The organism is Paenibacillus cineris (assembly GCF_018333335.1).
Taxonomy (GTDB): domain Bacteria; phylum Bacillota; class Bacilli; order Paenibacillales; family Paenibacillaceae; genus Paenibacillus_AQ; species Paenibacillus_AQ favisporus.
Window position 1 is genome coordinate 345,210 of sequence record NZ_BORU01000003.1, and the last position, 13,803, is coordinate 359,012.

15 protein-coding genes are annotated in these 13,803 nt (G+C 48.4%); 3 read left to right on the plus strand and 12 right to left on the minus strand.

Annotated elements, in window-relative coordinates:
• Positions 1 to 11: 11 nt before the first annotated feature.
• Together KI379_RS25745 and KI379_RS25750 are read right to left on the minus strand one after the other, a co-directional pair.
• Complete coding sequence (locus KI379_RS25745) at positions 12 to 182, minus strand: hypothetical protein (protein ID WP_244879439.1); 171 nt, start codon at positions 180 to 182, stop codon at positions 12 to 14.
• A 40-nt stretch (positions 183 to 222) separates the two neighbouring features.
• A complete protein-coding gene (locus KI379_RS25750) occupies positions 223 to 1,200 on the minus strand; it encodes an AraC family transcriptional regulator (protein ID WP_244879440.1) in 978 nt (325 codons plus the stop codon).
• A gap of 206 nt (positions 1,201 to 1,406) precedes the next feature.
• Between KI379_RS25750 and KI379_RS25755 the strand changes: the two genes are divergently transcribed.
• A complete protein-coding gene (locus KI379_RS25755; protein WP_212985360.1) occupies positions 1,407 to 2,360 on the plus strand; it encodes an SDR family NAD(P)-dependent oxidoreductase in 954 nt (317 codons plus the stop codon).
• 72 nt (positions 2,361 to 2,432) lie between these two features.
• Here KI379_RS25755 and KI379_RS25760 read toward each other — a convergent pair whose 3' ends face one another.
• Together KI379_RS25760 and KI379_RS25765 are read right to left on the minus strand one after the other, a co-directional pair.
• Complete coding sequence (locus KI379_RS25760; RefSeq protein WP_212985361.1) at positions 2,433 to 3,335, minus strand: AraC family transcriptional regulator; 903 nt, start codon at positions 3,333 to 3,335, stop codon at positions 2,433 to 2,435.
• A 241-nt stretch (positions 3,336 to 3,576) separates the two neighbouring features.
• Positions 3,577 to 4,149, minus strand: a complete 573-nt coding sequence (locus KI379_RS25765) for a Crp/Fnr family transcriptional regulator (RefSeq protein WP_212985362.1) — start codon at positions 4,147 to 4,149, stop codon at positions 3,577 to 3,579.
• 106 nt (positions 4,150 to 4,255) lie between these two features.
• On the opposite strand from KI379_RS25765, the gene KI379_RS25770 reads away from it, so the two are divergent.
• Positions 4,256 to 5,218, plus strand: coding sequence for an NAD(P)-dependent alcohol dehydrogenase (locus tag KI379_RS25770; protein WP_212985363.1), 963 nt, complete (start codon positions 4,256 to 4,258; stop codon positions 5,216 to 5,218).
• Positions 5,219 to 5,389: 171 nt separating this feature from the next.
• Here KI379_RS25770 and KI379_RS25775 read toward each other — a convergent pair whose 3' ends face one another.
• The 6 genes from KI379_RS25775 to KI379_RS25800 form a co-directional block, all read right to left on the minus strand.
• The gene (locus tag KI379_RS25775; RefSeq protein ID WP_212985364.1) at positions 5,390 to 6,613 is read right to left on the minus strand and encodes a multidrug effflux MFS transporter; all 1,224 of its coding nucleotides are present in this window, start codon (positions 6,611 to 6,613) and stop codon (positions 5,390 to 5,392) included.
• 198 nt (positions 6,614 to 6,811) lie between these two features.
• Positions 6,812 to 7,186, minus strand: coding sequence for a hypothetical protein (locus KI379_RS25780; RefSeq protein ID WP_212985365.1), 375 nt, complete (start codon positions 7,184 to 7,186; stop codon positions 6,812 to 6,814).
• A 215-nt stretch (positions 7,187 to 7,401) separates the two neighbouring features.
• On the minus strand, positions 7,402 to 7,977 hold the full coding sequence (locus tag KI379_RS25785) for a dihydrofolate reductase family protein (protein ID WP_212985366.1): 576 nt from the start codon (positions 7,975 to 7,977) through the stop codon (positions 7,402 to 7,404).
• Positions 7,978 to 8,135: 158 nt separating this feature from the next.
• A complete protein-coding gene (locus KI379_RS25790; protein WP_212985367.1) occupies positions 8,136 to 8,921 on the minus strand; it encodes a stalk domain-containing protein in 786 nt (261 codons plus the stop codon).
• A gap of 178 nt (positions 8,922 to 9,099) precedes the next feature.
• Entirely contained in the window at positions 9,100 to 9,951 is an 852-nt protein-coding gene (locus tag KI379_RS25795; protein ID WP_212985368.1) for a GNAT family N-acetyltransferase, read from the minus strand.
• Positions 9,952 to 10,097: 146 nt separating this feature from the next.
• On the minus strand, positions 10,098 to 10,442 hold the full coding sequence (locus KI379_RS25800) for a winged helix-turn-helix transcriptional regulator (RefSeq protein WP_145028534.1): 345 nt from the start codon (positions 10,440 to 10,442) through the stop codon (positions 10,098 to 10,100).
• A gap of 105 nt (positions 10,443 to 10,547) precedes the next feature.
• On the opposite strand from KI379_RS25800, the gene KI379_RS25805 reads away from it, so the two are divergent.
• On the plus strand, positions 10,548 to 10,940 hold the full coding sequence (locus KI379_RS25805) for a RidA family protein (protein WP_212985369.1): 393 nt from the start codon (positions 10,548 to 10,550) through the stop codon (positions 10,938 to 10,940).
• Between the two features lie 239 nt (positions 10,941 to 11,179).
• On the opposite strand, the gene KI379_RS25810 is transcribed toward KI379_RS25805, so the two are convergent.
• Together KI379_RS25810 and argH are read right to left on the minus strand one after the other, a co-directional pair.
• Positions 11,180 to 12,226, minus strand: coding sequence for an N-acetylglucosamine kinase (locus KI379_RS25810; protein WP_212985370.1), 1,047 nt, complete (start codon positions 12,224 to 12,226; stop codon positions 11,180 to 11,182).
• Complete coding sequence (argH, locus tag KI379_RS25815) at positions 12,223 to 13,734, minus strand: argininosuccinate lyase (protein ID WP_212985371.1); 1,512 nt, start codon at positions 13,732 to 13,734, stop codon at positions 12,223 to 12,225. The genes KI379_RS25810 and argH overlap by 4 nt, the downstream gene beginning before the upstream one ends.
• Positions 13,735 to 13,803 lie beyond the last annotated feature (69 nt).

Sequence of the window (13,803 nt, forward strand, 5' to 3'; positions counted from 1 at the left end):
ATGTTTCTCGTTCAGATAATGCCCTTCATATAATTAGCCGTGATTGTATGATTATTCCCCAGGCGCAGCGGCGGTTCGAGCAGGAAATCGTTCTCCCAGAAGCTGTAGGCGCGGATTTGCCCCTTCGCGGCATCTTCAAAGATATAATTGACGACATAAATTCCTCCGTCCTCGAACTGCACCCAACTGAATAACCGAGATCGGACACAGGACTGCATATACCTAACGACGAAATCTGTCCTCTTCTATTTCCTCTACACCGGGGCTATTCCTGAAAGCTTTGATATCTTTAGATGGTGAAGATCCAAAAAGTCTGCGATATTCCCGGCTAAATTGCGAGACATTTTCATAACCAACTTCCATAGCTGCTGCAGTCACATGAATTGCGCCACCCAGCATAAGACGCCTGGCTTCATAGAGCCGAAGCTGCTTTTGATATTGTATAGGTCCTAATGTTGTTACGGCCTTAAATTTATGATGCAGCCCGGATACGCTCATGTTCGATAATTTTGCTAGTTCCTTTATAGTAATCGATTGAGCATAATTCTCTTTGATCCAAGCGATGGCTTTGCCGATCCCCTCGTCTTGCTGATCCATCATGACTTGTTGAAAAAAAATATGCCCTGAATCCCCAGAAAGCAGCCGAAAGATCATCTCGCGTTTCATCAGAGAAGACAAGTAACGATTCGCATCCGGTTTCTCAATTAACTTGAGCAGGCGGTAAAAAGTTTCCACCAAACCTTCGTCGGCTGTCCCGACGTATGCTCCGGTATTCAACTTTTTATTTCTTGGTTTAAAATTAAGGCCAGCCTCCATAACCACAGAAGCGATCTCTTCCATCGTAAATTCAACGCGCAGACCGAAATAGGGTGATTGCTTGGTAGCCCCAATAATTTCTGCGGATGCCGGAATATCAATAACAGATACCAAGTAATCTCCAGCATGATAATCGATGACCTCATGGCCGAGATGAAGTTTTTTGGCACCCTGTAGAATCAGACAAATCGAAGGCGTCAAAACACCAGAAATTTCCGAAGTCTGCCGACTATACCGCATCGTCGTTAGAAACGGAATCATCGTTTGGGTACGCCCCTCGTCCAGGGTAATCCGTTTCGCGATCTCCAGCATTTGATCCAAATACATTTTGGATTGGGGGCTTTCTGAATATAAGTGGTAGTACTTGATTTGCCGCTCTCCCACAATACTCACCAACTTTACTTTGATAGATCCTCAGATGCTCGTTGAATCCTTTCTTGTAATCGTAACTTAATTCTGGATAAAGGCAAAGAACGGTTTCTATCATTTGCAGTTTTGAGCAAGTTTTAAGCAGAAACGAACTATTTCCATATATCCATTCAAGTCATAATGACCTTGAGATTAGAAAATCAAGAAAGAAGGAAATCACAATGTCGGAGTCCTCATTAATTACAACCCCATTTCATTCCGAATCGACAGCAAGCGATGTCGTTGCAGGGATCAATCTTGCGGGTCGCAGAGCTGTCGTGACGGGAGCTACATCCGGAATCGGCCTTGAAACGGCCCGGGCTTTGGCTGAAGCGGGCGCCGAAGTGACACTAGCTGTTCGCAATCTCAATGCGGGAAAGCTCGCAGCCGAAGATATTGCTGTAACCACGGGCAATCCACTCGTTAAGGTAATGCCATTAAATCTTACCGATCGATCCTCGATAGCCTCATTCGTTGCTTCATGGCGAGGGCCGCTGCACATCTTGATTAACAACGCTGGTATCATGGCAACGCCCGAAACGCGAACTCCTGAAGGCTGGGAGCTTCAATTCGCTACCAATCATTTGGGACATTTCGCTCTAGCCACCGGACTTCACGATGCTCTAGCTGCAGCAGATGGCGCTCGCGTGGTCTCAGTTAGTTCTGCGGGGCATCTCCGCTCGCCGGTGGTGTTCGATGACATTCACTTCCTGCGCCGTCCCTATGACCCGTTTCTTGCCTACGGCCAATCCAAAACAGCTAACATACTATTCGCCGTGGAAGCTTCAAAACGTTGGATCAATGAGGGTATCACAGCAAATGCTTTGATGCCTGGCGGTGTGCGAACTCCGGGAGTTGACCGTATACAGATCACTCCCGAGCAGATCGAAAAGCTAAACGAGACTAGAACAGGCTATCCGGAAATCATCTGGAAGACCCCTCAACAGGGAGCCGCTACTTCCGCGCTATTGGCAACATCTCCTTTGTTAAACGGTATCGGCGGCCGATATTTTGAAAACTGCAACGAGGTCGGACCTCGTGTTGGAGAAACTCAGTCGGGGCTCGCCTCTTACGCAATGGATCCCGACGCGGCTGATGAATTGTGGAATGTGTCTATGGAATGGATTAATAGCTAATGAGTCACTAGCCTACTTCATACAAAAAGACCCCTTTACGAGGGGTCTTACGCTACGTTATTACATAATCGGCTATACCTTTTTTACCGGCCGCAGCACAGCATAGCCATATCCCTCTGGGTAATGCCGTTGGTAGTCTTGTTTGATCCTTTCATCCCATTCGTAGCCCATACCTGTGGGGTCGAAGTTCCACGCCACTTCTTCAACGGTTCCCATCACAGCGCCATTATCCTTCAAATAATCGAAAGGCGGGTGAAAAAAGACCAAATACTCCGATTCCGGAATTTCCCTGCACTCCATCCCTGCCGGAATGGGACCCTCGTACTCCAGTGAAACGGGGATTCCATATAAGTACCCCTTTTGACCATTTTGGTAAAACCACCCCGCCGTCTGACCCATTTGTCCAGGGAGGGCGTGGTTGGACATACTCTCCAGCGTGCCGCAGATCTCGTCACAAGAATGTCCCCTTTCCCAGAATTCCCCAAAGTTTGCTGCGGAAAGGTCCCAAATTCCAATAAATTTGTGCGCTGGAATGAACTCGACTTTGATCTCCGCTGGTTGCAAATGCACCTTGCTCATCTTATCCCGCTCCTTGATCAAATAATGATAAGGCGAGAATACTTCCTGACGAATAGCCAACTTAATAGGTCGGGGAGCTTTTTGGTAAGCTGCGGGGGTGAGTTGAAAAGCTTTGTTGAACGCACGCGTAAACGACTCTTGGGATGAGAACCCGTACTTTAAGGCAATATCCAGAACCCGCTGGTCCGTGTCACGGAGCTCCAAGGCGGCTCGACTGATCCTTCGAGTCCAGACGTAATCCCGTAGTGTTATCCCAGTCAATTGGTTGAACTGCTTGGAACAATAATAAGGGGAATAGCCTAACTGCTCCGACATCTTCAATAAAGACGAACTCTCCGTTATATTGGCTTCGATCCAATCCACCATAAGCTGGACCATCTCGTTCCATTCGTACATGGAAGTCCTCCCTCCTTTCCCTTCGATCATAGCACCGGCGATCTTCGTATATTTGATTCGAGTTGCACAATAAAAACCGGGTGTTACTTGTGATATGGTTCGCCGCTCTAACTATAACGGTAAGTTTAAAGGGCACCTTGGAGGGTGCCCTTTATGTATATCCAGACTCGTCTATTGACTTAAGTCAATGAAAGGTAACATCTCCCTAGTTACAATTAGGGTGTTCGAACCAGTTAAGAGCTTACTGGATTCTCTTCTTAATTCGGCTTAGCGACTCGGGGGTGATGCCCAGATAGCTGGCCAGTTGATGTTGAGGTACCCTGTCGATAAGAGAGGGGCGCTTCATGAGAAGTGTCTTGACGCGTTCTTCAGGCGAAGAAGCGATAAAAGCAGCGAATTCCTCTTGGACCTGACTAAAGTTCTCCTCCATCATCCTGCGGGTCATGGATTCCAATTGAGGGTGTTTGTTGTACATGTCCTTTTCCTGATCCAGATCGCCAACGACCATGACCGAATCTTCTGCGCACACGAAAGTGTAATCGGAAGACTTATCTGGTTTATGATGATTGAAAATCGCGATGGCTTGCTCTTCAGTGTAAAAATTAGACGTGACCTCTCTTCCATCTTCATTGATCGAATACTGCCTTACGCAGCCTTTCAAGATGAAATAGCATGCTGTAGGGACGTCTCCTTGTTTGAAAAGAACGGTACCTTTTGTAAATTCCTCTATACGAATTTCGTTCACTATGGCTTGCTGATCTTCCTCGTTAAGAGAAGTCCATCTCGACATGTATTTGTATAGAATGTCTTTCATTATTCATCTCCTTGTCTTCCGTTCTTTCCCCTATATATTTTCTAATATTGGGGAGCCACTTGTAAATGCCCGTGACCATGATATTGCCTTTAGGAGGGGAAAACACATGAGAGCTATGATTCAGAACTCGTATGGTCCACCGGAAGTCTTTGTTCTACAAGAAATCGCGACACCGTCGCCTGGAAACAAGGAAATTCTCATACGGGTCCATGCCGCCAAAGTGGGGCCTTCTGACTGCGCTTTTCGCAAGGGCGATCCGTTTATGATTAAATTGCTATACGGACTGTCCAGACCGAAATTTGCAATTGGAGGAACCGAATTAGCCGGAGAGGTTGAAGCGGTCGGCACAGAGGTAAAGCATTTTAAAGTGGGAGACCGTGTTTTGGGAATGAGCGCCAAAAACTTCGGAGCTTATGCTGAATATAAGTGTCTTTCCGAAAAAAGCCCCCTTGCGGTTATACCGGACAACATCACCTATGAAGAAGCCGTTGGCGTCTGTGATGGGGGTGCCACCGCATTGACGTTCCTAAGAGATAAGGCAAAGCTGCGGAAGGGACAGAAAGTGCTGATTAATGGCGCCTCTGGGGCCGTTGGTATCTACGCTGTGCAGTTGGCTAAATACTATGGCGCTGAAGTAACCGGTGTTTGTTCTGGCGGCAACGAATGTATAGTAAGACAAGCAGGGGCAGACTTCGTCATAGATTATACCCGGGAAGATTTCACGAAGGCGAACAAAGCCTATGATATCGTTTTTGATGCTGTGGGCAAACGCACTTTCTCGGCATGCAAGCGCGTGCTTACGGCCAAGGGAGTATATCTGACAACCGCACCCGGGTTGTCGATCCTCTTGCAAATGATTAGGACATCTCTGTTTAGAGGCAAAAGGGCTGTTTTTGCAACAGCGGGCCTTATGCAGAACAAAGCGAATTTGACATTTCTTATGGAACTCGCCAACAATGGAACACTGAACGCCGTAATCGATCGTCGCTATCCTTTGGAACATCTGCCGGATGCCCACAAATATGTAGAGACCGAACGTAAAAAAGGTAACGTGATCATTCAATTCTAAAGCCATACAACTTGCCGTTACTTACGATAAGGTTCTCCGCGGTTGATCTTAAATTATCCTGCCCGTTAACACAACAACGGCAGCCGAGCATTTTCGCCCGCTACCGTCCTGTTATGATTGAACTATTGATTCCTATCAGCTTAACTGCACAAGCTCAGTCTGATCTAAAAATCAGGCTCGGATTTGAGCTTGTTGTGATGCCTCACGCGGGGCTTTTCTTACCAGTCCGAAATAAGCGAGCATGGCTGCCGTGCTCGTCGCTAAAATAATCAGGCCTAGCGGAACGGCGGTATTTTCACCGGCAATCCCAACCATAGGAGCAACCACCGCACCTAGCAGAAAAGGAATGACCCCCAGGAGTGCGGCAGCACTACCCGCCATATTGGCCTGTCTCTCCATGGCAAGCGGAAACGCCGCAGTGGATGTAATGCCTATGGAGCAAACAAAGAAAAACAGTGGGATGACCAAGGCGAACAGCGGACCATGGAATACAGCGACCACTAAAACAACGATGCTCGCCGATAAGGCTACCCATAGGCCAAACAGCAGAAAAGCCTGTTCAGATATGCGATGCGCCATCCGCCCGACCAATTGCGAGCCTATAATCAAGCTGATGCCATTTGATCCAAAAAGCAAGGCGAAAACGGCCGGTGTGACCCCATAAATATTTTGATAAATAAAAGGGGTTCCTGAAACATAAGCAAAGACACCCGCGATCATAATTCCCTGTGCCAGCATGTAGCCGACGAACTGACGGTCACGCAAGAGCATTCCGTAGCTGCGCAGCTGGTTCGCGAAGTTGGGTTTCTCGCGTCTTTCCGTGGGGAGCGTCTCTTTCAAGCGCCATTTTGTCATCGCCCACAAGTAAATCCCCAGCAGAGACAGCGCGATAAACACGCCAATCCACGTTGTGAACGAAAGAATACCGCTGCCTGCAATCGGTGCAGCAAGTGGACCTAAATTACCGACAAGCAGCAGCAAAGAGAAAAATTTAGTGAGTTCGTGGCCGCTGTACAGGTCGCGGGCTATGGCTCGCGAGATGACGATCCCTGCGGAAGCAGAAAACCCTTGGGCAAATCGGAACAGGATCAGCAAGCCAATATTGGGTGCGAATGCGCAAGCCAACGAGGAAATGATATACACGGCCATGGAAATCAGCAGCGGATTCCGCCGGCCATACACATCGCTTAGCGAGCCCATAACGAGCTGACCTATGCCTAATCCAAGCAAACAAGCCGTCAGGCTAAACTGGACGAGTGAAGCGCTCGTATTGAAATTATGTGCGATTTCAGGAAATGCCGGTAAATACATATCAATCGTAAACGGGCCTAACGTCGAAAATAAACCCAGCAGCAAAGCCAGGCCGAAAACATTCCCTGCATTATTTTTGCTCATTATGAATTGAATCTCCAATTCTAGTATGGTTTCTATTTTCTAAGATCATTTTCAGACATGCCGATGAGGCAGCTCACATCTTTTTCTCCAGTCTCCTTTCCTAGTCTTCGTTAGATCTTCTGCGTTTCTTTCATGTTTAGTTGAAGTATAAGGCCTAGAGTTAACTGTAGGTCAAGGATTTTCGCTTATAGAGTTTTTTCATTGAATCACATCCGCCGTCGGCAATGTAATATACACGGCATCAATTTCACTTTTGTCATCCATTAATGCTTTTGCAATTCGATGTCCCCCATCAATTAATTGTCCGTCTGAACATAATAATATGGGGTACTCCATGTTGGCATTGATAATCCGCTGACAATGAAGCGCAACATTGCGTATCGTTGGAATTGGGGTCCTCCTGCTATCTTTAAACCAACAATCCTGATCCAGTTCCTTTATTGAATCAATCTTGATTGTATGAACGGGGAAGTTCTTAGATAACTCCCATAGTTTCTCTACGTCCCAGAAATGATGCCTTCCGTCAATCATCCTTCCGTGTATATGTTTCATCCGTGAAAGTAACTCTTCCACAATCATCACCTCGGTTTTTCATAATAATCAATGACACATAGCTCTACATGTTTAGTTCGTTCAGAATAAGCAAACATGCACTCATGATGCCTGTTTTATTCATGGTTTAACTGCCCGTTTACGGAACGACGGCAGCCGAGCAATTTCGCTGGCTGCCGTTCTGTCTGATTGAGCTATTTTTCTTCATCTACGCATTCTAATTTACGAAAGCAAGGTCATCTAACCGCCTGGTAAAAGAGACCAATGGCCCCAGAATCAAAAGTTTTGTTGTCGATAAGTTTAAGATTGATCTTCTCTTTGATGCCTTGGAATAACGGTAACCCGCTGCCGATCAGGACTGGAGAAACCGTGATCTTATACTCATCAATTAAATCAAGCTCCATCAGGTAATGCGCGAACCTAGGACTGCCGAGGATGACCATATCTCTGCCTGGCTGCTGTTTAAGGTTCATAATCTCTTCTTTTACATTATTTTTCACCAGTCTGGAATTGTTCCACTCGACTTTCTCCAGCGTTGTGGAAAAAACGACTTTATTGGTCTTTTCGATCCACTCGGCATGATCCAGTTCATGCTGCGAAGCTGATGGGTCCGATGGCACAGATGGCCAGTAACTGTGCATCATCTGATAAGTCCCACGTCCCCAAATGACAGTGTCGGCAGTACTCAGAATTTCTTTCGCGAGTTTCTCCAAATCAGCATCGTAGGAAACCCAGCCAATGTCCATTTCGCCGTTTGGACCTTCTACAAATCCGTCAAGCGATGAATGCAAAAATAAAACAAGTTTTCTCATTTTCAGTTCTCCTATTGTTGATGTGGTGTGCTTCCATTGACTACACTTTACAACATTTCCATTCAGTCCGTTTATTATGGATTGCTAATTTAAACCCTCCTCTTGACCCATTAAAAGTAGTTTTTCAAACCAGCCTCTTAGTGAAGCGCTTATCCGTATTACGGTTCAATGATTTGTCTGCCCACATTCACATCGTCTACTTTCCATTGGTTATCAACAAATTTATAGAATACATAACGATCAACGAGCTCCAGATTGATAGGACCACTTTCAAAGTAAGCAGATTGGTGCATTCCCGCCGCTGTAGTGCTGCTGTAGGTAATATCGGCCATTTTTGTTAGTGTAGCGTTATTTTTAATGCCATTACTATAAATAATCTTGTTTATAAATGAGTCCGTGAAATAAGGGCTGAAATAGGTTCGAATTTGCGAAAAGCTTGAGAGATCGGTGGCTTCATTTATCTTTGCATTAAGTACGTTTATTCTCTCCTGACTCATTCTCCAAGGCTTGAGCGGCTCTGTATGGATAAAGACCTGTTGCAGACCGATCGTAATGGTTGCTATTCGTTCTTGTTCGGACCATAGTGCTGTACCGCCAAAAGCTTCAGCAAAAGCACGTGCTGGAACATAGGTTGTTCCATGATCAATTCTTGCTGGCACATCAATGCTGAGAGCAGCGTTATTTAATAAAGCAGTACGAGAATTAACAAGCAGCATGAGCTCCCGTTTGCCACGAATAATCGTAATGCTTTTTTGGGCCTGGTTCCAAGTCACTTCTGAATTGAATCTCTCTGAAACAGCACGCAGTGGAATAAGCATTCGTCCATTTTCAATTTTTCCGTTATCAACCGTATTCGAAAAATTATTGGCCAAGCTTATCGCTGGATTACCGATTAGTAAGGTACACACTAAAGAAAGTGTTAGTGCGATTTTTGTTTTTTTCATAGATTACTCCCACGGTTCTGTTATACTTTGGACCCTAGCTCAATTCTGTAGTCCAAACTTCTTTGCGATACACTCTCTTCAGTTAGGTAAACGCAATCCAAAAGGATAATGTTGCACCTATTCTTTGGTTAAGCGGTGTAGGCGCGTCCTCCACTCCTTGACCGTGACGGGTAATCTGCTACGGTGAAAAGATCGCTTCATAATGAATTCTTTGATATTCCTCCTGAAAACCAAATTTTGTATAGAGCCCTTTAGCCGCATCGTTGCTACTGTCTACACTTAACCGAACATCAACTGCACCTGAATGCTGCAGCCTTTGCAGTATTTCGGATAGCATCGCTTCCCCAATACCCCGTCTGTGCCATTCACGCTTTACTGCAAGGGTCGGTATTCTGGCGTGAATTTCTCGAAGTGTAGCGCAGAGGAGGCCAACCGCTGTCCCCGTTTCATTGACACATAGCATATACAGGTTTTGCGAAAAACCAGTTCCCTGAAATTCGTGAATGACACTCTCAACCGTTTTGTTACCACCGAATGCATTGTTATAAATCTCTGCCCAAATTGGAGCATCTTCTAGCGTAGGGGGACGGAATTCAAATTCTGATGGAGGGCTCGAAACTTTGATGTGGTGTAGGTCGTTTAAGCACAAAATATTCAGGCTGTTTTGCACCTGCATGCCAAAATTAGCACCAAGAGCGGTTTCTCCAGAAATACTCGTGAGTGCACGATGAATAAAGTGGATTTGTTTTGCCTCTTGCCTTGCGATTGCTTCCAGTCGAGCGAAAATGAACTTAAACATTGCCGTACCAATGCCTCGCCTGCGCCAATCCACGTCCACCGTCCCGTAACAATACACGGAAATGTGTGTAGTCCGTTCAACGAAACATAATGAAAAATAACCGACGGTTGTCTGTCCAAGCTCAACAACGAACGTGTTATCCCGAATTCGTTCGCCGGGTTCATCTAAATCCTGCTCAAACGCTTCGGCCGTTAGCCCGTTCAACATATGAAATGGGTCGCGATTGATCATGGATACAATGTTTGCTGTATCTGACCGTTTATGTAATCGGATTACCAATCATCATCCGAAAGCTTCATATTTTGCCTCCAATGCATATTTACGATTTATAACAATGCTGCCGGCGCTGAACTAACGTTTCCCGTTAATTGAAAGCCTCATGTCTTCGGTTGATTTTTTACCCCCCACTCGCATAACCCTTCCAAAACGGGCAAGAGTGTCTCCGCTTTCTCTGTAAGACTGTACTCGACTTTTGGAGGAACTTGAGGATACTCTTTCCGTTTCACCATCCCATCCGCTTCCAATTCTTTAAGCTGTGAACTCAATGTTTTAAAAGTAATAGCCCCGATCTGTCTCTTCAGATCATTAAAGCGAACCGGTTGATTTTCTGCCAGGAGGTAGATAATCACCATTTTCCATTTGCCGCCAATAACGGATAATGTGTACCCAAAAGGGGTATCCTGAATATTTTTCACTTTGCCTTTATACTCAGCCATACTCATATTTGCACTACCCTTTCTGATAGTACCTATCAATAAAGTGCGTACTATATTTTTATTTTTTCTCATCTTATACTTGCCTTACTTTGAAGTAAAGGAGAGAAAAAAATGACTACAGTGAAAACCTACAATCACGATCTTTGGGATCACGGCATTACCCAGGGCTATAGCGTCAACGGCACGATTTACATTTCGGGCCAATTTTCCCACGATACAGAGGGAGCGTTTGTTGGCGAGGGAGATATCGAGGCACAGACCCGGCAGACGCTGGACAATCTGGATCGAGTACTGGCGGAATTTGGTGTCACAAAGTCGAACCTGGCTTATGTTGAGATCTATCTGACAAACGCGCAAGAGCACTTCGACCTTTGCATTCGGCTGTTCAAGGAATACATCGGACAACACAGGCCGGCCGGCAGCTGTATCGGCGTAACATACCTGGCGTCTCCCGAACAGCTGATCGAAATCAGAGCCGTCGCACACACGGACGAACTCGGCTAACGTGGTTGGCCGGACTGCAAGGCGCAGCATTTACGAAAAAAGACTGAACGCCCTATTCAGGGCCTCAGTCTTTTATTGACGATCGACAAAGTATTGATTGCAGTAAGCGGAGCGCCGGTGAACTAGAGAACGGGAAAAAAGCGCCTTCTATGCTAACAGTGACTGCATTAGCAAAGGCGCTTCAAGCTAAGCCATTGATTTTTTATTAAAGGGTATGGGACAGATCGTTCCCCGGCTGCCTAGAACAGCCGCATCCCCTGCGCAATCACCCCGTAAATCGGCTCCATCTTTGCCTCGTCAACGCTGGCCAGAGGCGAGATGGAACGGATTCGTTCCGCCAATCGGCTTCGCACAAGCGGAATGTTCTGCAGCACGCCTCCCTGCAAAATCAGGGCAAATGGCTCTTCCGCTGCAGCCAATCCGATTCTTTCGATCACGGCTCGGGCCCCTAGAAACAACTCGTCGGCAGCAGCCTCGAGAATCATGCGTGCAGACGCGTCTCCCTCCTGCTCCGCTTCACTCACGAGCTTGCTGAGCCCGGCTGTTTTCTCCACGCTGTATGCCGCGGAGTAGGCCCAGTTGAACAGTTCCTCTTCCGTGCGCAGCTTCAGATGATACAGCAGCTTACCCGTTAACGCCGTGGCGCCGCTCCTTCCGTCATATCCACGCAGTGCGGCGATGATGGCCTGCTTACCGATCCAATAGCCGCTGCCTTCATCGCCGACACGGTGGCCCCAGCCGCCTGCACGGGCGCTTTCCCCGCTCGCATTGATCCCGTACACGATTGAGCCGGTGCCGGCGATGACCAGAATGCCGGGGGCACCGCCTGTTGCACCGAGTAGAGCGGCCACGCCGTCATTCTCCACGATGATGCGGTCGGCCTGCACCTGCGTGTTTCGAAGCGCTTCATGGACAAGTTCCTCAATTACTTGACGGTCATAGTCAGTATCCAGGCCGGCGAGGCCGAACACCGCGCAGGCAACATGCAGCGGTGATTCTACTGTTACGGCAGGTGAAGGATCTTCGGCCTGAGAAAGGAGAGGAGCTGCATCCCCGTCAAACGCAGACTGCGTATTCCCTTGAACATCCAGATCCGCCAGCTGCCTCTTGGCTTCCTCGATTGCACGCATAAGCTCAAGCGCCGCGGCTTCGCGCCCTACTCCCTGGTAGTTGCATGATCCCGCACGCCCGCTCGCCAGTACCTGGCCCTCGGCATCCGCAAACACGGCCAGACACTTCGTCCCCCCGCCGTCTACGGCCAGCAGAGGAATGGTTGCCATGTTCATCGGCTGCCGCTCCAGCCGGCCAGGATGTCATCCAGGTTCTTCAAGGCTCCTTCCGCCTGTTTGCGGGCTGCGTCCAGCCATTGCTCCTGAGTCTGCTGGGCTCCTTTCCGCTTCGTGATCACGCTTTGAATTTCTGAAGGAGCCGGTCCGCCGGGGAGCGTACGGATATTCACAAAATGAACCGGATCCAGCGCCATTCGCAGCTGCTCCTCCGTCAGCGAGAGCTTGCGGCCGATGACTTCCAGTGCGATCTCATTGACCAGATCCAGCGTAATCTGGTTAGCGGCAAGTCCATCGGCGACGGCACGCTTCACGAGACGGCTTACGATATGATGGGAGCCGCGGAACGACAAACGGTCGGAGCGCACCAGTGTATCCGCAAGCTCGGTCACCGTGGCAAAGCTGCCCTCGGTCCGCTTCCGCAGCACCTCCTTATTAACGTCCACGGTCCCGATGACGCAGGAGAGCAGACGATACATCCGTTCCAGCACCTTCAGCGCCTTCCAGGCATAAGGCTGCATGTCATCCTCGGTATCGACGATATCGCCGAATGGCGTGTTGTGCATCATAGTCAGCACGGTTTGGGTATTGCCGACGCAGCTGGAGAGCAGCGCACGCATATGCTCGAACGACACCGGATTTCTCTTCTGCGGCATGATCGAGCTGATCTGCACGTAAGGATCGGCCACGCGCAGCATGCCGAATTCCTGTGTGCACCATAGCAGGAAATCCTGCGACGACCTGCCCAGGTTAATCGCGGCCAGCTGCACGGCCGTCATCATCTCGCCGACGTAATCGGCACCGCCAATCGCGTCGTAGGAGTTATAGATCAGCTCGTCGAAGCCCAGCAGCTCCTTCACCCGCTCCCTGCTGATGGCGAAGCCGGAAGTGGTCAGTGCTGCCGCTCCCATGCTGCTTCGGTTGCAGTTGGCATAAGCCGCCTGCAGCCGGCGGATGTCGCGATCCAGCGAGTCGGCCATCGCCAAAATATAGTGGGCCAACGTCGTCGGCTGCGCCTGCTGCGTATGCGTATACCCGATCATGATCGTGCCTTTATGCTCCTCTGCAAACGAAAGCAGCTGACTCTTGAGTGCAAGGGCTCCGCGAAGCGTTACGAGCAGCTTCTCCCGCAGCACGATCCGGTAAATCGCGATCCCCATATCGTTACGGCTGCGGGCCAGATGCAAATTGTCGGCAATGTCTCCGGCCGCTGTATGCAGCTCATGCTCAACCTGAAAAAACAGGTCCTCGTACTGTCCCGTATATTCCGCTTGGCGCAGCCCCTCCAGGTCAAGGCCGCGAATGGCCGACGCGATTTGAAGGGCTTCTTCCCCGCTTACGAGTCCCTGCTCCTTCAGCATGATCAAATGCGCTTTGTTGATCGCCATCATCGCCCCGAGCAAGCTGTTCTTCGCTTCATCGAAAGCAGGCTCGAGCACGGCTTCCGTATAGGTACGCCCCGGAAAATGTCCGCCTTCCCGTTCCAAAATCTGTTCCCGATTCCTCATGTTGCCCCAGTCCCCTCCATAGTTTGTGTTTTTGTGTTTATGTACGTAAGCCAAAGTCTTATCCGTTTG

Bases quoted from the DNA above. Each gene is read 5' to 3' on its own strand.
- KI379_RS25765 (WP_212985362.1), bottom strand. From the start codon at position 4,149: ATGAAAGACATTCTATACAAATACATGTCGAGATGGACTTCTCTTAAC.
- KI379_RS25760 (WP_212985361.1), bottom strand. From the start codon at position 3,335: ATGTACGAATGGAACGAGATGGTCCAGCTTATGGTGGATTGGATCGAA.
- KI379_RS25755 (WP_212985360.1), top strand. From the start codon at position 1,407: ATGTCGGAGTCCTCATTAATTACAACCCCATTTCATTCCGAATCGACA.
- KI379_RS25810 (WP_212985370.1), bottom strand. From the start codon at position 12,226: ATGAACATGGCAACCATTCCTCTGCTGGCCGTAGACGGCGGGGGGACG.
- argH (WP_212985371.1), bottom strand. From the start codon at position 13,734: ATGAGGAATCGGGAACAGATTTTGGAACGGGAAGGCGGACATTTTCCG.
- KI379_RS25770 (WP_212985363.1), top strand. From the start codon at position 4,256: ATGAGAGCTATGATTCAGAACTCGTATGGTCCACCGGAAGTCTTTGTT.
- KI379_RS25785 (WP_212985366.1), bottom strand. From the start codon at position 7,977: ATGAGAAAACTTGTTTTATTTTTGCATTCATCGCTTGACGGATTTGTA.
- KI379_RS25775 (WP_212985364.1), bottom strand. From the start codon at position 6,613: ATGAGCAAAAATAATGCAGGGAATGTTTTCGGCCTGGCTTTGCTGCTG.
- KI379_RS25795 (WP_212985368.1), bottom strand. From the start codon at position 9,951: ATGATCAATCGCGACCCATTTCATATGTTGAACGGGCTAACGGCCGAA.
- KI379_RS25805 (WP_212985369.1), top strand. From the start codon at position 10,548: ATGACTACAGTGAAAACCTACAATCACGATCTTTGGGATCACGGCATT.
- KI379_RS25800 (WP_145028534.1), bottom strand. From the start codon at position 10,442: ATGAGTATGGCTGAGTATAAAGGCAAAGTGAAAAATATTCAGGATACC.
- KI379_RS25790 (WP_212985367.1), bottom strand. From the start codon at position 8,921: ATGAAAAAAACAAAAATCGCACTAACACTTTCTTTAGTGTGTACCTTA.